Origin of the sequence: Paraburkholderia sp. Ac-20347, from assembly GCF_017104805.1 — a bacterium.
In the GTDB taxonomy this organism is placed as follows: Bacteria; Pseudomonadota; Gammaproteobacteria; order Burkholderiales; family Burkholderiaceae; genus Paraburkholderia; species Paraburkholderia tropica.
The window spans coordinates 1-19,938 of sequence record NZ_JAAGPN010000004.1; the positions used below are offsets into that span (position 1 = coordinate 1).

Below are 19,938 nucleotides of genomic sequence, written 5' to 3' on the forward strand. Positions count from 1 at the left end.
GGCGTCGGTCAGGGCGGCGATGGCGGCCTGGGCGCGCGGATGCGCATCGGCGGCCGCGTGCGCCTTCACGCGCTGCAACGCGTGGAGCCACATGACGGTGTCGAGAAAGCTGCGGTCGAGATCGAGAAAAACGGAATGCAGCAGCCGCATCGACGGATCTTCGAACAGCGCGCCGGTGCGCAGCAATTCCACGTTCGCCCGCTCGCCGATCAGGCCCAGAAGGGCGCTGGTTTGTGCACTGGCTTGCGTCGGCGCGGCCTCGCGCACGAGCGTCGCGCGCAGCGTGCCCAGCAGATGCGTGAAGCTCGCGCGGCCCGCCGCGTAGAGCGCGGGCGCGACCTTGCGCGGCAACACGACCGTGCTCACCACGCTCGCGCTCAGCACGCCGATCACGACTTCGCTGATCGTATAGATCACGTTGTCGAACACGCCATACGGATTCGAGAGCGCGGGCATCGCGGTGATCGCCGTGGAAAAACCGGCGAGCACGAGCCCGTACGACTGGAAGTTGCGGAAGTACGCCGAGCCGTACGCGCACAGCCCGATCCACGCGGCGAGCGCGATAAAGAACGGCAGCGGCTGCTGCGCGAACAACGCGATCAGCACGAGGCCCGCGAGACTGCCGGCCACCATGCCGAGCCCGCGATAAAAGCCGCGCGCGATCACGATGCCGCTTTGCTGATGCATCATCACGATCACGCAGGACAGCATGGCCGTGGCGGGCGAACGCAGTTCGAGGCGCATGCACAGCCCCATCGCGATGACGACCGCGAGGCCCACCTTGCCGATGTGCAGCAGGCGCGGCGCGTCGTCCCGCCAGTAGGCGAGCCATTCATCGCGCAGGCGCGTGGGTGTGGCGCCGGCGGGCGTCACGTTCATGGGTGTCCCTGGTCGGTGTGGATCGCGAGAAGTTTGCGTACGAGCCGCTGCGGCAGGCTCAAGCGCGCGACACAGGATTGCACAGAGAAAAAACGCGTGCGCTTAAGCGCAGTTGTATCGACGCCACGTGCTGTTCGATGCGTGAGCGGACATGCAGGGACGAGGGCGGCTCAGCGTCAGCGAGACGCGGTTTTGCGGGTCGACGGAAACACGTGCGCGCTCAGAAAATCCACCAGCGCACGCACCTTCGGTGACGGATGTTTGCTGGCGGGCCACAGCACATGCACGACGCCAGGCCGTTCGAGATGCGACGAGAGCACCGCGCGCAGGCGCCCGTCCGCGAGCGGTTCCCTGATCGAGAAGTCGGGCAGGTAGGCAATGCCACGCCCTTCGAGCGCGAAGCACACGCGGGTTTCGATGTTATTGCAGATCATCGAGACCGGCAGCGCGAGTTCCGGCTCGCCTTTGGCGCGACGCAGCGCCCAGCTTTCGAGCCGTCCCGTGCTCGGATAGCGATAGTGCAGGCAGGTGTGATCGAGCAGATCGGCGGGTGTTTTCGGCGTGCCGCGCCGTTCGAAATACGCGGGCGAACCCACCACGCGCCAGCGAAACGTGCCGAGCTTGCGGGCGACGAGCCGCGAATCGCCAGGCTCGCCGATCCGCACCACGGCGTCGAAACCTTCGTCGATCACATCGACGACGCGGTCGGTGAAATCGAGGTCGAGTTCGATCTGCGGATACGCCTGCATGAAGTCGCTGAGCACCGGCAGCATCAGCGCGCTGACGAGCGGCAGGCTCACGCGCAAGCGGCCGCGCGGCGCGGCGCTCGCCTGCGAAATCTCCAGCTGCGCCGCTTCGATTTCGGCCAGAATGCGGCGGCTGCGTTCGAGAAAACGCGCACCTTCCGACGTCAGCGTGATGCTGCGCGTGCTGCGATGAAAGAGCCGCGCGCCGAGCTTGTCTTCGAGCCGCGCGATGCTCTTGCCGACCGCCGACGCCGAGACGCCCAGCACGCGTCCGGCCGCCACGAAACTGCGCGTTTCGGCGACCTGGACGAACACCATGAAGCCGTTGAGGCTTTCCACTCGATCTCTCCATTGCGGACATCGGTGTCCGCATAACGCGGAACTCTACCCCACTTTTTCTTCAATCGTCGGATCACTATCGTGGAGGCATGTTCTTTCGACGAGGTCGAACCGATGACGATTTCCGCTTTTGCTGCGCGCCTGGATGACGCTTCCACGTCGCTGTCCGCGCGTGTTCACGAGGTAGTCCGGCGCGCGCTGGACGAGCGGCGACTGGTGGGCGCGGTCGTGCTCGTCGCGCAGGGCGGCGAGCTGATTCACCGCGAGGCCGCCGGGCTGGCCGATCGCGAAAGCGCGCGGCCGATGCGCGTGGATACGCTGTTCCGGCTGGCGTCGGTCAGCAAGCCGATCGTGTCGACGGCGGCGATGGTGCTGGCCGCGCAAGGGCGGCTCGACCTCGACGCGGGCATCGAACGCTGGCTGCCGACATTCCGTCCGCGTCTGGCCGATGGGCGCGCGGCGCGCATCACGGCGCGTCAACTGCTCAGTCATACGGCGGGGCTCGGCTACCGTTTTCTCGAAGCCGATGACGATGGCCCGTACGCACGCGCGGGCGTGTCGGACGGCATGGACGATTCCGCTATCGATCTCGCGGAAAACCTGCGGCGTATTGCGAGCGTGCCCTTGCTCTACGAGCCGGGGACGGCGTGGGCTTACTCGCTCGCGATCGACGTGCTGGGCGCGCTGATCGAGCGCGTGCAGGACGCGCCGCTCGCCGTGGCGGTGCGCGATCTCGTGACCGGTCCGCTTGGCATGACGGAAACTGGCTTTCATGTGCACGACGCCGCGCGACTCGCGACGCCCTATAAAAACGGCACAAATGAATCAAACGACGACCACGACGAGGCCGGTCCGCGATTGCTGCGCGAAGGCGATCTCGTCGCGCCGTTCGAAGGGACGGTCGGCATCCGCTTCAGTCCGGCGCGCGTGTTCGATCGTGCGGCGTTCCCCTCTGGCGGCGCGGGCATGGCGGGCAACGCCGAGGATGTGCTGCGGCTGCTCGAAACCTTGCGCGAAGGCGGCGGCGCGCTGCTGCCCGCCGAATTGGTGGCGCAGATGGGCCGCGACCAGACCGGCGGCCGCGAACCGCCGGATGCGCCGGGCTACGGTTTCGGCCTGGGCTTCTCCGTGTTGCGCGACCGCGTGCGCGCCGCGTCGCCCGAGTCGAACGGCACCTGGCGCTGGGGCGGCGCGTACGGCCATTCGTGGTTCGTGGATCCGGCGCGTCAACTGAGCGTCGTCGCGCTCACGAATACGCTTTACGAGGGCATGTCGGGCCGCTTCGTGACCGAATTGCGCGACGCCGTCTACGGCGTAGGCGAGGTGGCGCGGTGACGCCCGCCATCGACGCACGCCTGCCGCTCGCGAAGCTGTTGCCGCTGTCGCTCGCAGCCTTCGTCACGATCCTGACCGAAGCGCTGCCTGCCGGGTTGCTCGCGCAGATGGCGCAGGGGCTGGGCGCCTCGCAGTCCGCGGTCGGTCAGACCGTGACGGCGTACGCGGCGGGATCACTGCTGGCGGCGATTCCGCTCGTCGCCTCGACGCAGCGTTTGCGACGCCGTCCGCTGTTGCTGGCGGCGATAGCGGGCTTTGTCGTCACGAATGCGTTCACGGCGCTCTCGCACCATTACGCGCTGACGCTGGTCGCGCGTTTTATCGCCGGTGTTTCTGCCGGGTTGATCTGGGCGCTGCTGGCGGGCTACGCCGCGCGGATGGTGCCCGAGCATCGCAAGGGCGCGGCGATTGCCGTGGCGATGGCGGGGACGCCGCTCGCGTTGTCGCTGGGCGTGCCCGCGGGGACGCTGCTCGGCACGTGGACCGGCTGGCGCGCGGCCTTTTGTGTGATGAGTGTGCTCGCCGTTGCGCTGCTCGTGTGGGTGCGGGCGATCGTGCCGGATTTTGCGGGGCAAACGCAGGGGAAAACGCAGGGGAAAATGCAGGGAAAAGCGCAAACCCGGCGTCCCGCATTGCGCAGCGCGCTCAGCTTGCCAGGCGTGCGCGCCGTGCTGCTGGTCGTGTTGACTTTCGTGCTCGCACACAATCTGCTTTACACGTATATCGCGTCATTTCTTGCAACGGCGAGTCTGGGCGATTCGACCGATCGTGTCTTGCTGACGTTCGGCATCGCGTCATTGTTCGGGATCCTGATCGTCGGCGTATTGATCGATCGGCATTTACGCACACTGACACTCGCCAGCACGCTGCTGTTCGCCGTCGCGACGCTGATGCTCGCGCGCGCGGGCAACGCGGAAACCCTCGTTTATACGGGCGTGGCCGTGTGGGGCCTCGCATTCGGCGGCGCGGCGACGTTGTTTCAAACAGCGCTCGCCCATGCAGCGGGCGAGGCCACCGACGCCGCGCAAGCTGTGCTCGTCACGGTCTGGAATGCGGCGATCGCGGGCGGCGGCATGATCGGCGGCGTGCTGCTCGACCGCTTCAGTATCGCCGCGTTTTTTCCGGTGCTGCTGGGCTTGCTCGGCGTGACGTTCGTGGTCGTGTGGTTCGCGAAAGACCACGGTTTTTCCGCGCGAACTTCGCGAAATCCCACCGAAGCTGTGCCTGCCGAGCATTGCAGCCGTTAGACCGCGAACCCGCGAAGTCGCGCATTCAATGCCAGAACAGCGCGATCAGAATGATGATGGGAATCGGCACACCGAGCATATAAAGAAGAATCGAGCGCATGTCAGTCTCCTGGCGTTAGAAGAAAGAAAATCGTTGCGATGCCTTGAAACAGGCCTCAAACCGGCATCACCATTCGCGCATGCGGGCGCCCACCGTCGCCATCAGACTGGCAACGAATGCGCCCAGCAGCAGCGAAACGAACAGCCACAACGTGACGTGGATGGTGGCCTTGCGCGCCGTGTCGGCGGCTGCGCGCGCGGCGTTGTCGATCTGGGTCGTCTTGTCCTGCAGACGCGTCCAGGTTGTCGTCACGCGAGCGCGGGCGTCGGCGGGCGCGAGTCCGGTGCGTTGCGCGACGATGCGCGCGACGTAGTCGCTGTCCTCGGATGAGAGCGCGCCGTTCGCGGGCAGACTGTTGAGGAAGATGCGCGCGATTTCCTGCTTTTGTTCGACGCTCGTGAGCGCGGTGTCCGCGTTTTGCGCGGCGGGCGTCGGCGCATCCGCGACGGGGCGCAGCATGCCGTCGATCAGATAGCCCATCGGCCAGCTTCGATACGCGGCGAGCGCATTGCCGCGATCGAGCGTGGACAAACCGCTCGCGAGCGGTGCGCCGCCCGACGCGCTTTCATGCGCAGCCAGCGCGCTCGCCCCTTCGCGCGCGATGCCCGAGAGCGCGGAGGTGAGCACGAAGGCGGTCAGCAAGGTGGCGAGCGCCCACGCCAGAAAACCGTGCGCGGTGTCGCGGAAGTGCGTTTCGTCGGTGCCGATGCCCGGCCAGTGACGGCGCAGGCGACCCGCAAGATAACCGCCCAGACCCGCCGACATGATTTGCGTCACGCAGATCCAGACGATGGCGGCGAAGCCAAACGCTTTCGCATGCGCGCCGCTGCCCGGCCACGGCGAGAGCGACGAGAGCCCGAGCCCGGTGCCGAGCGTGAGCAGAATCAGCGCGAACGCGGCCATCGCGACGGCGCCCGCGATCACGGCGGACCACGAGACGGCGGAGCGCGCGCGCCCGCTGCGTTCATAGGGTGCTTGCAGGGCGCGCTCCGCGGCGTATTGTGCGTCTTCTCGCGCATCCAGTCGGCGTGTCTCGTCCATGATGCCTCCGCTGTCCGGTTGGAGCGCGGCGCCGGACTGGGTGTCTGACGCCGCGCGTGTCATGTCGAACACCGATCAGCAGAAAGCGTGCCGCGACTGGCGGTTGTCATGAGCGATGCACGCGAGACGGCCTGAACGGCCTTACTGGCCGAAGTAGACCGGCTTGAGGCCGGTCGCGCCGGTGTGCGCCGGCTGGACGGTTGCGCTGGACGACTGCTGGGGCAGGCGGTTGGGGCCCCATGCCGACGAACCGTCCGCGACGCCGCCGTATCCGCCCGTCGAGGCCGCGCTGACCTGCTGCGCGCCGATACGCGCTTCGGCCGCCTGCACCTGACGCGGATACGACGCCTGGTCGCCGACCGACTGGTCGTAGCCCGCCTGGCGCATCTGCATCTGATCCTGCTGCACTTGCGCACGCGTGAGCGAATCGGACGACGGCGCGGTCTGCGCGAGCGCGACGATCGGCGTGGCGAAGAGTGCGGCGACAACGGCTGTGCGTTTGATGGCATTCATCCTGATTCTCCTGAAGAGTTGGGAACGCACTCTTCGGGAAGCAGGTGGTGTGCCGCGTTTTCGGTGAGGCCTTAAAAAAAGCGGTGTTTCGCCAAACGCTTTCGATTACCCGACATTAACCCACATTACCCGCCAACAAAACGCATCAACTCAAACGCATCAACCCTCGCCAGCCGCAATAAACCGCCGCTCGCGCATCCATTTCGTCGCCACCCATTTTTCGCCACCGAGCACAGGCGCGGCCGCGTGGCGCGTCTTGCCGTCGAGTCGACCGTTGCCGTCGCAGTATTCGAAATACAGCGCATTGCCTTTGCGCGGCACAACCGACAAGCCGATCTCCGGAAACACGGTTTCGCCGCCGGATTCGACATCGTTCAGATAGATCACGAGCGTGCTGACGCGCTGACCGCTGCGTGCAATCGAGGCCTGATTGGCCGCGTTCGACGGAATCAGGAAATCGAAATGCGGACGGCTTTGCGCGCCCGGCGCGTAATTCAAGACTTGCAGCCCTTCGCCATGTTCGATCGGCATTTGCATGAGTGCCGAGACGCGTGCGTCGATGGTTTGCAACAGGCTCGTTTCCGCGAGACGGAAAAACATGCCGAGACTGCTGCGATCGGTCGAGGTGATTTCCTCGCCGGTTTGCGGATCGACTGTGGTCGACGGTTTGAGGCGAGGCCGCGCAGCGTCGATCAGCGCATCGCATTCCGCGTGACTGAGCACGCCTTCGAGCACGGCAATCAGCGGTTGCTCGATACGCGAGAGCACGCGCACGTCGCGGTCGCCGCCCGATAACACCGAGACGCGCGGCAAGCGGCCGGATGCGATCTCGGCGGCCTCGCGCGCGACGGCCTCGCGCTCGACCGTGATCTGGCCATCGGGAATCGGCAAGCCTTCACGCAGCACGCGCGCGAAAGCCTGCACGAGGTCGCGCGCCGTGCGCGGATCGTACTGGCGCGAGGCGAGCGCTTGCACCAGTGCGTCGGGATCGGCGCCGCGCCGTAGCGCATCGAGAATCCAGTCGCGCAACGCGGCGGAAAAGTGCAGCGTGGCGAGCTGCGTTGGCGAGGCAGCATCAGGCGATGAACGAAAGGCGGACGGTGAAGTGGCGTTCATGATGAGCAGTCGATGACGTCGTTTCCCGGCTCATTCGGCGAAGCGCCTCGCGAGCGGGGCTGCAAGTATCGCTTCCTTGCAGTTGTGTTCGCAACAAATTTCCGATTGGTTTCTAAAATATTGGTACGCGAAAGCAATTTGGAATGTTTTTGTATTTTATTAACGAAATAGTCACATCTCCTGCCTAGCATCCCGCCTGCTGCACATGAGCGACAGCGACCCACGGGTGCCGTCGGCCGGGAGACATCTCGCCTGGGAGACACGCGTCGCCATGCGGGCGACCCGCATGACGATCGGTGATCACCATCGGTGACGACGACCGGCGCGGCGCACAACGACAACCATTGATAAGCCGCGACGAACCGGCGATAAAACAATGAGAATGCACCAGAGAATCCGAGGCAATTCCCCCACTTTCGTCCCTCTGCTGACCGCGTTCGCGGCGGCCGCCATGCTCGCGGGCTGCGGCGGCAACGGCAATAACAACAACGGCGCGAGCGGCACCGATCAGAATTCCGGCGGCGTGCAGCAGACGCTCAGCGGCGTCGTCACCGGCGCGGCGATCAAGAACCCGGGCGGCGTGGCCAACTCGTCCGCATCGGGCGTGGACTACGCGAAAAGCAGCACGGGTGACGCCGTCGATCAGACCTTCGTGCCGATCACGTACGCGAACGCCACGGTCTGCGCGGACACGAACAACAACGGCGTGTGCGATCAGGGCGAAGTCTCCACGCGCACCGACAGCAGCGGCCGCTTTACGCTGGCATCGTCGAGCGCGAAACTCGTGGCCGTGATCGACACGGATGCGACCTACAACGACCCGAGCGCCGGCACCAAAAACGTCGCGAGCAAGCTGGTGCTGCGCAGCGCGGCCGAGCAGGCGAGCGCGGGCGGAGACGTGGTGATCAGCCCGCTGACGACCGAAGTGGTGCGCCTGACCGAAGCCGAGCAACTGAGCTACGACGACGCGCGCAGCGCCATCGCGGGCCGCCTGAGCTTCACGGGCGGCACGGCCGATGTGACCGTCAAGGCCGACGACGTGGTGGGCGCGCTGTCCAGCACCGGCAGCGGCAGCACCGCGCTGCTGACCGAAGCCAACGCGTTGGCGAGCCGCTACACGCTCGCTTCGAAGATCCTCGATCGCGGCTACGTGAGCGACGTCACGACCGATCCGGTCACGACGGTCAAGGCCGCGCAGGACGCCGCGTTCAATCCCGAAGGCATTCCGCGCTACGACCATCTGTTCGTCGTGATCTTCGAAAATCACAGCAACCAGACGATCGACGATCCGGCCTATCCGAACTTCTACAAGTACCTGCACACCGAAGGCAACAAGGCCGCCAACTACTTCTCGACCGGCAACCCGAGCGAGCCGAACTACATCTCGCTCGCGAGCGCCGACGACTGGGGCGTGGCCGACGACAACGCCTGGAACTGTCTGCCCGCAGGCGACACGGCGAATCAGCCGAGCGATGTCTACGTGCCGGTGACGGCGTGTAATGCCGACACGAAGGTCCACAACATCAAGGGCCGCCGCAATATGTTCAGCGCGATGTACAACGCGGGCCTCGGCACGCGCGTGTACAGCGAGTCGATGAACCCCGGCCAGGATCCGCGTGTGGATGGCGTCGCCAACGCTTCCATTTCGGGCACGAACTCGGTCTCGGGCGCGACCGAGACAATGCCCGCGGGTCTCTACAAGACCAAGCATCATCCGGCTGTGAATTTCGACGACGTGCGCAACCGCCCGGACTTCTTCAAGAACCTGACGCGCTCGGTGGGCGGCGGCCAGTGGGATACGTCGATCGCGGCTTACGCGACGGCCAACAAGATCACCTGGAACACGCATCAGTTCGAGGACGATCTTCAGAGTGGCGACATCGGCGCGCTGAACTACATCGTGCCCGACCAGTGCGACGATATTCACGGCGTGAGCACCTGCAAGTCGACGGAAATCTCGCGCGGCGACGCCTACGCCAAGTACCTCGTGGACAAGATCGAAGCCTCGCCGATCTGGAAGAACACCAACCGGCGTGCGGCCATCGTCATGCTGTTCGACGAAGGCACGAGCTTCTACGGCAGTTCGTCGTGCTGCGGCTGGAACGTGGGCGGCGGCACCACCAGCGGCGCGCCGCTCGGCGAGGGCATCACCACGGCGATTCCGAAGTACAGCGGCGGCAACAAGGGCGACGGTCCGACGATCTTCTCGCTGCTGACGAATCAGCCGAAGGCGCCGAAGCAGATCGTCGATTCCGACTCGTATAGCCACTTCTCGTTCGTGCGCACGATGCAGGACATGTTCGCGCTGGCCGACCCGGCCGTGGCGACGTCGTATATGAACCGCTCGAAGTACACCGAGAAGTTCATCGCCGACAACCTCGCGAATCTGGCCGAGTACTCGGGCAGCGCCAACACGCACTTCGACTCGGTGCGGCCGATGAATCACAAGTACGTGATGCAGGCCGGCGATATCGAATCGGGCGGCAGCACGAAGGGTGTCAGCGGCAGCGGCTCGGTGGGCAGCGGCAACAACACGGCCACCGGACCGGACGCCACGCAGACCAACATCTGGGCAATCAAGTCGTAAGGCCGGACGCCGGACAAACGGTCCGTCCACGGCAGCCGAAGCGCCCGCGCGAGCGGGGCGCTTCGGCGTCGTACGTGCTTTCGGAATGTCATGCCGGTCATCTGCATTTGATTCGGAATGCGAATGATCGGCCTCAATCGTTATCATCATGCGCCAAACCCTGCTTGCTGCCGGCTTCACGGCAGCCGCGCTCGCCGTTGCACTCGCCGCCTGCAAACCCGCGACATCTGCGGATTCTTCCGGCGCCGTGAAGGCGAATCAAGCCATCGTGCCGGTCAAGGCCGAAGTGCCGCTTGCCCCTGCCTCGCCGTTGTCGCCCGCCGCGCAAGTCGGCGCGAAGCTGTTCTTCGACCCGGCGTTGTCCGGCTCCGGAAAAATGGCCTGTGCGACCTGCCACGATCCCCAACACGCGTATGCGCCGGCCAACGATCTGTCCGTGCAACTGGGTGGCCGCGATGGCTTGCAGCCCGGCACGCGCGCCGTGCCGACGCTGATGTACAAGGATTACACCAACCCGTATTCGGATACCTTCCAGAATCCGGACATGGTCAGCGATCCCGGCCCCGGCGGCGGCCTGACGTGGGACGGCCGGGCCAATACGATCGCCGAGCAGGCCGCGATTCCGCTGCTGGCGCCCAACGAAATGGCCGCGCAGAGCAAGGCCGCGGTCGTGAGCGCCGTGCGCGAGGGCGCTTACGCCGAGCAGTTCCGCGCGGCCTACGGCGCGAATGTGTTCGACGACACGGACCGCGCGTTCGCACTCGTCGGCGCGGCCTTGCAGGCGTATCAGGTCGAAGACCGCAGCTTCCACCCGTATAGCAGCAAGTTCGATCGATACCGCAACAACAAGGTCGGCGGCGCGCTGACCGACGCCGAAATGCACGGCCTGCGCGTGTTCCTCGATCCGAACAAGGGCAATTGCGTGGCGTGCCATCTGATTGGCGGCGGCAACGACGGCAGTCAGGACATCACCAGCGATTACTCGTTCAACGCCATCGGCGTGCCGCGCAACAAGGCGATTCCCGCCAACGCCGATCCGAAGTATTTCGATCTCGGCTTGTGCGGTCCGTTGCGTACCGATCATCGTCCCGGCAAGGACAAAGGCGCGAGCGCGACGTGCGGCATGTTCAAGACACCCGTGCTGCGCAACGTGGCGACGCGGCACGTGTTCATGCACAACGGCGTGTTCAGTTCGCTCGAAGACGTCGTGCGTTTCTACAACACGCGCGACACCGAACCGGAGAAGTGGTATCCGCGCGACGCGCGTGGACGCGTGAATAAATTCGACGATTTGCCCGCGAAATACCGCGCGAATATCGACAAGCAAATGCCGCTCGATCTGCGTCGTGCCGGCAGCCGCGCGCCGATGACCGACGACGAAATGCGCGATCTGATCGTGTTCCTGAAAACGCTCAACGACGGCTACGTGCCGCCCGCGCATGCCGATGCCGATCGCGCGCATCTGCATAGCGTGGCGAACGCGATCAACGATCCGGCAGCGCATAAGCCGGGCGTGCAATGAGCGACAGAAACCCCTTGAAAATAGCGATGAAACCACTTTTTATCATCACGCTGATCGCAACGGCGACGCTCGCGCTTGGCGGCTGCAATCGTCCCGGCGACGCTAACGAGGCGAATCTCAGCGCCGCGTTGGAGAAACATTTCGAAGTCCACGGCGATCTGTGCATTGGTCGTCATACCTGGCCCGTCGATGTGCCCGACGTGCCGGCCGCCGGTCAGTTGCGCGACGGCATCCAGATGCCTGCGCTCGAACATGCCGGGCTTGTCGACCATGTCGACGCGGAAATGAAAATGCCGCGCCGCGACGGTGCCGACGAAACGGTGAAGGCGCGCCGCTACGCGCTGACCGCGAAGGGCAAGGCGCTGTTCAATGCGCATCCGCATACGGCCGCTCGCGGCGCTGACGCGGCGCAGCCCGACCTGTGCTACGGCCACGTGCGGCTGAACAAAATTGCGGGCTGGGACGCGCCGCACAAAAGCGAGGACGATCCGGCGCATCTCGTCACGACCGTGCGCTACACGTACACGCTCGACCCCGCGCCCTGGGCGCGCGATACGGCGGTGCAGGGCGCGTTTCCCGTGCTCGCGCGTGTCGTGAAGGGCAGCGGCGCGCTGGAGTTGAAGCAGATGCTGGTTGCCGCCGACGACGGCTGGCATCCGCTTTAGTTTGAGCGCTGAACGAAGCCAGCCGAAGCGAAGCGCGCGGCGCATGGCGAAGGCGATGAACACTTCGCATGCCGCCGCGTGACTTCGCCTGTCGTCGCGACGGGATGAGCCTGTGCCGCTAATGTCGGCACAGTGCATCCCGAGATTGGTTCATGAACGTCGACAAACTTTCCCACGCCGCGCAATCCGGCATCCAGCAAACGGGCAACGACGCCCACACGCCGCGGCCCGATCACACGAGCGCATCGACTTCGCAGATGCCGTCGCAGTTGTCGGCGCTGTCGCCGCGCAGTCGTTCGGGTTCCGTGGACGGCAATACGTCCGGCAACACGTCCGGCAACGAGGCGGGGCCGTCGCGCTTTCGCGCGAGTCAGGGCAGCCAGGGAACGCAGAACGCGTCCGCGGGCCGCAACCCGAATCTGCTACACAACGACACGAACGACACGCAGTTCTTTCCGCTCGTGGACGACCTCAAGAATTACGACGACAAGTATGTGTACGTCACGCATGGCACGCCGGCGTCGAACCTCGCTGGCATCAAGCAGACCGGCCTCGACCCGAGGCAAGGCGGTAGCCAGCTCGGCGCGGCGTCCTACGAGCGCATGCCCAGCTCGGATTCGATCGGCAAGCTGAAGTACGCGCACGATCCGAATATCGCGCTCAAATATTCGAACGAGCCCGCGAACAACGGACGCGTGGGCCTGCAACTCGAGGCGCGCGTGAAGCGTGAGGACTTCCTGAACCGCTTCGATGGCGATCCAGGTTCGACTTACTGGCGCGCGGAAAGCGGCGGCGAGAACGCGCCCGCGAAAATCAACAACGAGCCCTACAGGCAGTCGATGGAACCGGCCATGCCGCAGGCCGCCAACACCACGCGGATCTGGTCGTCCGAAACCAATCAGCACATTCCGCCCAAAGACGTGCGCGTGGTGGGCGTGTCGGTGCCGGCGCATCAGAGCGTCGATCCATCGACGCTACACACCGAGTACGGCGACGAATAAGCGACGAATAAGCGACATGGCTGTGAGGGCGCCGTGACCGGTGCCAAACCGGTACCCACGCGCCCCATTAAAAAACTACTAGACGACCGGTCGACTACGTGTCATAGTGCGACCCATGGAAACGATCAACACCCCCGAAACCGCTGACGTTCGCGAAAAGATCATCGCGATCGGGCAGAGCATCATCGGCGCGAAAGGCTTCGCGGCGGTGGGCCTGAGCGAGATTCTCGCCGCGGCGGGCGTGCCGAAAGGGTCGTTCTACTATTACTTTGCGTCGAAGGACGCGTTCGGCGTGGCGCTGCTCGAAAATTATTTCGAGGACTATCTGGCCGAACTCGACAAGACGCTGAGTCTGCCCGGCATGAACATGGCCGGGCGACTGATGAAGTACTGGCAGATCTGGCGCGAAACGCAGTCGTTTTTCGACTGCCAGGGCAAATGCCTCGCGGTCAAGCTGGGCGCGGAAGTGGCCGACATGTCCGAGCCCATGCGGGCGGCGCTCAATCGCGGTACGGCCGGGGTCGTTGCGCGGCTGGCGCGGGCGATCGAGGCAGGCGTCGCCGAAGGTTCGCTCACGGTGGACGCCGAACCGCGCGTCGTCGCGCAAAGCCTGTATCAGCTTTGGCTCGGCGCCAGCGTGATGGTCAAGATCGTGCGTAACCTCCAGCCGTTCGAGGTCGCGCTCGAAACCACGCGTCGCACGCTGCATCTGCCGGTCTGATCGGCGCAACAACGGTTTTCCAGGCACTTCCTCCGAAGTGCCTTTTTTAGGCCCGGTTACTAGACGACCGGTCTACTATATGGGGCACATTGCCTCGCTCGACGGAGAAGCAACATGAAAGTCCTGATGGTTCTGACCTCGCACGATCAACTGGGCAACACCGGACGCAAGACGGGCTTCTGGCTCGAAGAACTGGCCGCGCCGTATTACGCGTTCCAGGACGCGGGCGCGCAGATCGTGCTCGCTTCGCCCCAGGGCGGACAACCGCCGCTCGACCCCAAGAGCGACGAGCCGGCGTTCCAGACCGAGCTGACGCATCGCTTCCAGGCCGACGCCGTGGCGAAGGCGCAGCTTGCGGCGACCGTGCGTCTCGACAGCGTCTCGCACGAGGACTTCGACGCGGTCTTCTATCCGGGCGGCCACGGCCCGCTTTGGGATTTGGCCGAAGATCCGGTTTCGATCGCGCTGATCCAGTCGTTCTTCGCCGCCGGCAAGCCGACTGCACTGGTGTGCCACGCACCGGGCGTGCTGCGCCACGCGAAGGCGCCGGACGGCCGTCCGCTCGTGGAAGGCCGCAAGGTGACGGGCTTCACGAATACCGAAGAAGAAGCCGTGGGCCTGACGCAAGTGGTGCCGTTCCTCGTCGAAGACGAATTGAAGGCGAAGGGCGGCATCTATTCGAAGCTCGACGACTGGGCGGTGTATGTCGTGACCGACGGCGTGCTGATCACCGGCCAGAACCCGGCGTCGTCCGGTCCGGCCGCGCTCGAACTGCTCGCGCATCCGGCGCTCAAGGGCAAGCGCTAATCACATCACAACGAGAGCCCGGCACAGGGCTCCGTCGATTCAAAAGACAACGAACGACAACATCCATTTCACGCGGCGCGGGCGATTCAGCCCGCACCCTCTCGCAACACGTTTCAGGAACTCATCATGCAGCACTCCGAATTTTTCGATGCCGTCGCGCTCGGGCCGTATCGACTCAAGAACCGCATCGTGCTGCCGCCGCTCACGCGTCAGCGCAGCGCGCGCGACGGCGACGTCGCCACCGACCTCATGGCCGAATACTATCGGCAGCGCGCGAGCGCCGGTCTGATCGTGAGCGAAGGCACGCAGATCGAGCCGCGCGGCCAGGGTTATGCGTGGACGCCCGGCATCCATACCGAGGCGCAAATCGCGGGCTGGCGCAAGGTGACCGATGCCGTGCACGAAGCGGGCGGCATCATGTTCGCGCAACTCTGGCACGTGGGCCGCGTTTCGCACAACGCGCTGCAGCCGGACGGCGCCGCGCCGGTCGCGCCCTCGGCGCTCAAGGCGGAGCAAGCGAAAGCGTTCATTGCGACCGGTCCCGACACCGGCACGCTGATCGCGCCCCCGGTGCCGCGCGCGCTGAGCACCGTGGAAGTCCGCGAGATCGTCGAACTGTATGCACAGGCCGCGCGTAACGCGCTTGCTGCGGGTTTCGATGGCGTCGAAATTCACGCGGCGAACGGCTATCTCGTCAACCAGTTTATTTCGGCGCATTCGAATCAGCGTGACGACGAATACGGCGGTTCGCTGCAAAACCGTCTACGCTTTTTGCGGGAGATCGTCGAAGCGGTGACGAAGGTCGTCGGTCCGGGCCGCCTGGGCGTGCGTTTTGCCCCGCTGTTTGCAGGTACCGATGAGGACCGCGTGTATATCGGCCTCGTCGAAGAAGATCCGCATGCGACCTATATCGAAGCCATCAAGATTCTCGATGAATTCGACGTGGCCTATCTGTCGATCGCGGAAGCCGACTGGGACAACGCGCCGGATCTGCCGCTCGAATTCCGCCGCGCCGTGCGCGAGACATTCCGGGGCCGCATCCTGTATGCGGGTCGTTACACGGCGGAACGCGGCGCGCGTCTGCTCGCAAGCGGTCTCGCGGATCTGATTGCATTCGGCCGTCCTTTTATTGCGAATCCCGATTTGCCCGCGCGTATTGCCAACGGCTGGCCGCTGAATCAAGTCGATGCCGCCACGCTTTACGGCGGCACGGAAAAAGGCTTTACCGATTATCCGACGTACAGTGAATCCCAACGTCTTTCCACCGAAGAGGTGCTGTGATGAGCAATAACATTGAAAGCAAGGTCGTGCTGATTACCGGCGCAAGCAGCGGCATTGGCGCGGTGTCCGCGCGTCATCTCGCGGCGCAGGGCGCGCACGTGGCGGTCGCCGCGCGGCGCACGGATCGCCTCGATGCCCTGGTCGCGGAAATCGAAGCGGCGGGCGGGCGCGCGAAGGCGTATGCGCTCGACGTCACCGACAAGGCGCAGGTCGAGAGCGTGGTGGCGGCCGTCGTCGCCGATTTCGGGCGTCTCGACGTGCTGATCAACAATGCGGGGCTGATGCCGATCCGTCCGATGGCCGAAGTGAATACGGACGAATGGGACGCGATGATCGATGTGAATATCAAAGGCACGCTGTATGGCATTGCTGCCGCGCTGCCGCGTTTTCTGAAACAGCAAAGCGGTCATTTCATCAATCTGAGTTCGGTGGCGGGCATCAAGGTTTTCGCGCCGGGCGGCACGGTTTATTCGGGCACCAAATTCGCCGTGCGCGCGATTTCCGAAGGGCTGCGCCAGGAAGTCGGCGAGAACATTCGCGTGACGTCGATCGAGCCGGGCGCCGTTGACAGCGAGCTGAAACTCAGCACAACGGGCACGGCGCAGCAAACCGTGCTCGACTTCTACAAGCAGGCGGTGCCGACCGAGTCGGTGGCGCGCGCGATTGCGTTTGCGATCGAACAGCCGGGCGACGTCGATATCAACGAAATCGTGATCCGGCCGACTCGCCAGGAATTCTAGGCATCCGGCCCGCCCAATCCGCACGATCCGCGCGCGAGTCATTGCGAAGCGGATCGTGCGGGCGGTAGAATTCGTGTCGCCGAAAATAGAGTGGCAGGTTGGTATCTCCTGCGCCCCGCGAGGGGTTCTATGCATGCCACGGCGTCAACCTGACTTTCACAAGTTGAGGGGACGCGCGGGGGTATGGACTGCGCGCCCCGCACGAATGGGGATGTGTACCGATGCGCAATCACGCAAACGATCCGGCGGCCGGCAACGGCGTAGTGTTCAGCGACACGAGTTTCAATCGCGACGACCTGACTCGCGCGCTCCGCGAGTCCGGCGACGAGCCGACTTTCGAGCGCTGCCAGTTCGACGGCGAAGACCTTTCCAATATCGATTTCCGCGCGGCGCGATTCGCGCAGTGCACGATCGGGCAAACCCGCTTCGAGCACAGCGATTTATCGCGCACCCGCTGGATTGGCTGTCGAGGCGCGGCGGCCAGTTTCCGCTATGCGAATGCCGGCGACGCGCGCTTTATCCGCAGCGATCTGAACAATACCGACTGGACCGGCGCGAAACTCGCTTCGACCGTATTTACCGAAGTGAAATTGACGGGCGCGCGTTTCATCGACACGCGCGCATTGGGCCTCAGTTTTCACGATTCGCTGCTCGTGGGCGCCACGCTTCGAGGTTTGTCGTTTCGAAAACAGACGCTCGAACAATTGAATTTCTCCGATGCCGATCTCGCGGATTGCGACTTCCGCGACGCCGTTTTCGAGGGCGGCAGCCTCGGCAACGTGCGCCTCCTCAACACGCGTTTCGACGGCGCGGATCTGCGTTCCGTCGATTTGAGCGGGCTGCGTTTATCGGATGTTTTGCAGCATCTGAAAGGCACGATTCTTTCGGTCGATCAGGCGGTTATGCTGGTCGGCGATTGCGGCGTGCGTGTGATGTGAATCGTCCCAGCCGATGCTGCATAGACCCGCTGCCGAGGCACTATTGCACGGCGTGAAGATGACCGTCGACAATCGACGCAACGATCGGCGGCAACTGCGTCATCCGCTCGAACACGAGGCTCGCGCCCGCGTCGAGCAGTTTGCGGATCTGATCGCCGGGTAGATGTTTCGCGCCCGCGAAACCGAGCACGGTCATGCCGGCCGCGACGGCGGCGCGCGCGCCGGTCACGCTGTCTTCGACCACGAGGCAATGCGCGGGCGCGACGCCCACGCGATGCGCGGCGGCGAGATAGACGTCGGGCGCGGGCTTGGGATGCGCGACCTGATCGGCGGTAAATACGCGGTCGGCGAAGTGGTGGATGAGGCCCGTGCGTTGCAGCGCGCTCGACACGTAGTCGGCGTTGCTGTTGCTCGCGCAGGCCTTGCCGAGTGCGATCGCGCCGAGTGCTGCGTCGACGCCCTCGATCATGGGCGCGAGCACGGCGCCGCGGCGCACGGCGTCGTCGATGGTGGCGAGGGTTTCGGCATGAATGACATGGCCGAGCGTGTCGGCGACGCGCTCCAGCAGCGGCCGCGTGCGCATGCCGAGCAAAGGGCGCACGGTATCGGCGATATCGTCGCGCTGCCAGAGCGCTTCGAGCCGCTCGACGATGATGCGTTCCGCGATGGCTTCGCTATCGATCAGCACGCCGTCGCAATCGCAGATCAGAAAGCGGGCTTGCGGCAGGCTGCCGCTCGGTGTGGCTTGCATGGGGTGTCGTTCCATTTTTCAATCAGGCGCTGGCGCGCGGGGTGAAACTGCCGTCGCGCAGCGCGCGCTCGATGTCTTCGAGGCTGCGTCCGCGCGTTTCGGGCATGGCGAAGAAAATGAAGATCCACGCGAGCACGTTGAGGCCGCCGTACACCCACATTGCGCCGCCTACGCCGAGCAGTTTCGTCATCGAAAGGGCGGTGCCGGTGAGAATCAGATTCGAGCCCCAGAGCATCGCGCTGTGCGCGCCGGCCGCCTTGTCGCGTATCGGCAGCGGATAGATTTCGGCGCCCGTGAGCCAGCCGATCACCTGAATGCCGCCCGAGTTGAAGACCATGAACACGATCAGGCAGGCGATCACCCACCATTGCTGCGCGTGGCCGGCGAGATGGAAATGCAGCACCGCGCCCAGCACGAACAGACTCGCGGCCGCGAACGGCAGCGTCGCAAGACTCAGCGCGCGGCGGCCGAGATGGTCGATGCTGAACTTGCCGAGCAGCGTCATCGTGAGGTAGGTGAGCGCCACGCCGAGCGCGGCCCAGAGCGACGCCGAGTCGCCGAAGCCCGCATCGCGCAGGAAAGTGGGCGTGTAGTAGATCATCATTTCGATGCCCGTGAGTTGCGTGAACGCGGCCACGCCCAGACCGGCGATCAGCGCGGGACGCACCCACGGTTGCGCGAGCGCGCGCCAGCCGTGCGCGCCGCCTTCGTCGTGATGCTGCTGGGCGATTTCCATCATGTCGGCGATTTCCGCACGCACCTGTTCGCGCGTGTGGCGCACCTTCGCGAGTTCGATGCGCGCATCGCGCACGCGGTCGTGCTCGACGAGCCAGCGCGGACTGCGCGGCAAACGGCTCATGCCCGCGAGCAGCAACAGCGACGGCACGAGCGCCACACCGATCATCCATCGCCACGTGAACACATGCTCGCCCGCCACGCCGACGATCGCGGCGAGCAGAATGCCCACGCCAATCGCGCAGTTGAAATAGGTGACGAGGCGGCCGCGCTTGTCGGGTTCCGCGAGTTCGGCGATATAGGTGGGCACGACCTGGGTTGAGCCGCCAACGGCGAGGCCGATCACGAAGCGCGAGAGCGCGAGGCACGTCACGTTCGGCGAGCATGCGGCGGCCAGCACGCCCACGGAATAGAGCGCGGAAATCATCATGATGGCGCGACGGCGGCCTTGCGAGGCGGACAGGCGCGTGCAGGCGAGCGAGCCGATCACCGCGCCGAGCAGGATGATCGCGGCGACGAGTTCCTGGGCGCGATAGTCGAGCGAAAACTCGCGCGCGATGAGCGGCAGCGCGCCGGAAATGATGCCGGTGTCGTAGCCGTAAAGGCCGCCCGCGATGGCGGCGACCGCGGCGATCAACGTCATGTAGGCATCGGGTTTCAGGCGCTGCGCGGCGGCCGAGTCGAGTGACGTGGTGCTCATACGGCACCTCCGACGACGATCGACGGGCAGGGCGGGAAGGCAGTAGCGTGGGTCAACATGGGCGTGGCTCCTCAAGGCGTGGCGCAGCCGCGTGCGCGCCGCCGTGCGCGTAGGCAAGGCGGCAGCGAGCGAATAGCGCGAACTGCGCGTATGGGCGTGCGTATTTATTTCGCA

18 protein-coding genes are annotated in these 19,938 nt (G+C 64.9%); 11 read left to right on the forward strand and 7 right to left on the reverse strand.

All coding sequences use genetic code 11. The features are described from left to right. Both G3N97_RS01525 and G3N97_RS01530 read right to left on the reverse strand, forming a co-directional pair. Positions 1-879: FUSC family protein (locus G3N97_RS01525; protein ID WP_205991578.1), on the reverse strand; the 879-nt coding region annotated here is incomplete at its 3' end. A 176-nt stretch (positions 880-1,055) separates the two neighbouring features. Then, a complete protein-coding gene (locus G3N97_RS01530; RefSeq protein WP_205991579.1) occupies positions 1,056-1,964 on the reverse strand; it encodes a LysR family transcriptional regulator in 909 nt (302 codons plus the stop codon). Positions 1,965-2,078: 114 nt separating this feature from the next. On the opposite strand from G3N97_RS01530, the gene G3N97_RS01535 reads away from it, so the two are divergent. Further along, positions 2,079-3,299 carry a serine hydrolase domain-containing protein gene (locus tag G3N97_RS01535; RefSeq protein WP_205991580.1) on the forward strand — a complete coding sequence of 407 codons (1,221 nt, stop codon included), beginning with the start codon at positions 2,079-2,081 and terminating at the stop codon, positions 3,297-3,299. Beyond that, the gene (locus G3N97_RS01540; RefSeq protein WP_346777999.1) at positions 3,296-4,546 is read left to right on the forward strand and encodes an MFS transporter; all 1,251 of its coding nucleotides are present in this window, start codon (positions 3,296-3,298) and stop codon (positions 4,544-4,546) included. The genes G3N97_RS01535 and G3N97_RS01540 overlap by 4 nt, the downstream gene beginning before the upstream one ends. Before the next feature lie 166 nt (positions 4,547-4,712). Here G3N97_RS01540 and G3N97_RS01545 read toward each other — a convergent pair whose 3' ends face one another. From G3N97_RS01545 to G3N97_RS01555, 3 genes are all read right to left on the reverse strand, one after another. Next, positions 4,713-5,687: a hypothetical protein gene (locus tag G3N97_RS01545; protein WP_205991581.1), complete on the reverse strand. Its 975-nt coding sequence runs from the start codon at positions 5,685-5,687 to the stop codon at positions 4,713-4,715. Between the two features lie 141 nt (positions 5,688-5,828). After that, complete coding sequence (locus tag G3N97_RS01550; RefSeq protein ID WP_205991582.1) at positions 5,829-6,200, reverse strand: DUF4148 domain-containing protein; 372 nt, start codon at positions 6,198-6,200, stop codon at positions 5,829-5,831. Between the two features lie 159 nt (positions 6,201-6,359). Further along, positions 6,360-7,316, reverse strand: coding sequence for a 2OG-Fe(II) oxygenase (locus G3N97_RS01555; RefSeq protein WP_205991583.1), 957 nt, complete (start codon positions 7,314-7,316; stop codon positions 6,360-6,362). A gap of 382 nt (positions 7,317-7,698) precedes the next feature. Between G3N97_RS01555 and G3N97_RS01560 the strand changes: the two genes are divergently transcribed. The 9 genes from G3N97_RS01560 to G3N97_RS01600 all read left to right on the forward strand — a co-directional run bounded on the left by G3N97_RS01560 (position 7,699) and on the right by G3N97_RS01600 (position 17,578). Beyond that, entirely contained in the window at positions 7,699-9,903 is a 2,205-nt protein-coding gene (locus G3N97_RS01560) for an alkaline phosphatase family protein (RefSeq protein WP_241030302.1), read from the forward strand. 148 nt (positions 9,904-10,051) lie between these two features. Then, positions 10,052-11,425: a cytochrome c peroxidase gene (locus G3N97_RS01565; RefSeq protein ID WP_205991584.1), complete on the forward strand. Its 1,374-nt coding sequence runs from the start codon at positions 10,052-10,054 to the stop codon at positions 11,423-11,425. Positions 11,426-11,451: 26 nt separating this feature from the next. Further along, on the forward strand, positions 11,452-12,090 hold the full coding sequence (locus G3N97_RS01570) for a hypothetical protein (protein ID WP_205991585.1): 639 nt from the start codon (positions 11,452-11,454) through the stop codon (positions 12,088-12,090). A 152-nt stretch (positions 12,091-12,242) separates the two neighbouring features. Then, complete coding sequence (locus G3N97_RS01575) at positions 12,243-13,091, forward strand: hypothetical protein (RefSeq protein ID WP_205991586.1); 849 nt, start codon at positions 12,243-12,245, stop codon at positions 13,089-13,091. 115 nt (positions 13,092-13,206) lie between these two features. After that, positions 13,207-13,812: a TetR/AcrR family transcriptional regulator gene (locus G3N97_RS01580; RefSeq protein WP_205991587.1), complete on the forward strand. Its 606-nt coding sequence runs from the start codon at positions 13,207-13,209 to the stop codon at positions 13,810-13,812. 114 nt (positions 13,813-13,926) lie between these two features. After that, a complete protein-coding gene (locus tag G3N97_RS01585; protein WP_205991588.1) occupies positions 13,927-14,619 on the forward strand; it encodes a type 1 glutamine amidotransferase domain-containing protein in 693 nt (230 codons plus the stop codon). A gap of 126 nt (positions 14,620-14,745) precedes the next feature. Continuing rightward, positions 14,746-15,900 carry an alkene reductase gene (locus G3N97_RS01590; protein ID WP_205991589.1) on the forward strand — a complete coding sequence of 385 codons (1,155 nt, stop codon included), beginning with the start codon at positions 14,746-14,748 and terminating at the stop codon, positions 15,898-15,900. Next, positions 15,900-16,640 carry an SDR family oxidoreductase gene (locus tag G3N97_RS01595; RefSeq protein ID WP_205991590.1) on the forward strand — a complete coding sequence of 247 codons (741 nt, stop codon included), beginning with the start codon at positions 15,900-15,902 and terminating at the stop codon, positions 16,638-16,640. Before G3N97_RS01590 ends, G3N97_RS01595 begins: the two co-directional genes overlap by 1 nt. A gap of 221 nt (positions 16,641-16,861) precedes the next feature. Next, a complete protein-coding gene (locus G3N97_RS01600; RefSeq protein ID WP_205991591.1) occupies positions 16,862-17,578 on the forward strand; it encodes a pentapeptide repeat-containing protein in 717 nt (238 codons plus the stop codon). A gap of 40 nt (positions 17,579-17,618) precedes the next feature. Here the strand turns inward: G3N97_RS01600 and G3N97_RS01605 are convergent, their stop codons facing one another. Then, positions 17,619-18,329, reverse strand: a complete 711-nt coding sequence (locus tag G3N97_RS01605) for an HAD-IA family hydrolase (RefSeq protein WP_205991592.1) — start codon at positions 18,327-18,329, stop codon at positions 17,619-17,621. 22 nt (positions 18,330-18,351) lie between these two features. After that, positions 18,352-19,764: a sugar porter family MFS transporter gene (locus tag G3N97_RS01610; RefSeq protein WP_205991593.1), complete on the reverse strand. Its 1,413-nt coding sequence runs from the start codon at positions 19,762-19,764 to the stop codon at positions 18,352-18,354. Positions 19,765-19,938: the final 174 nt, after the last annotated feature.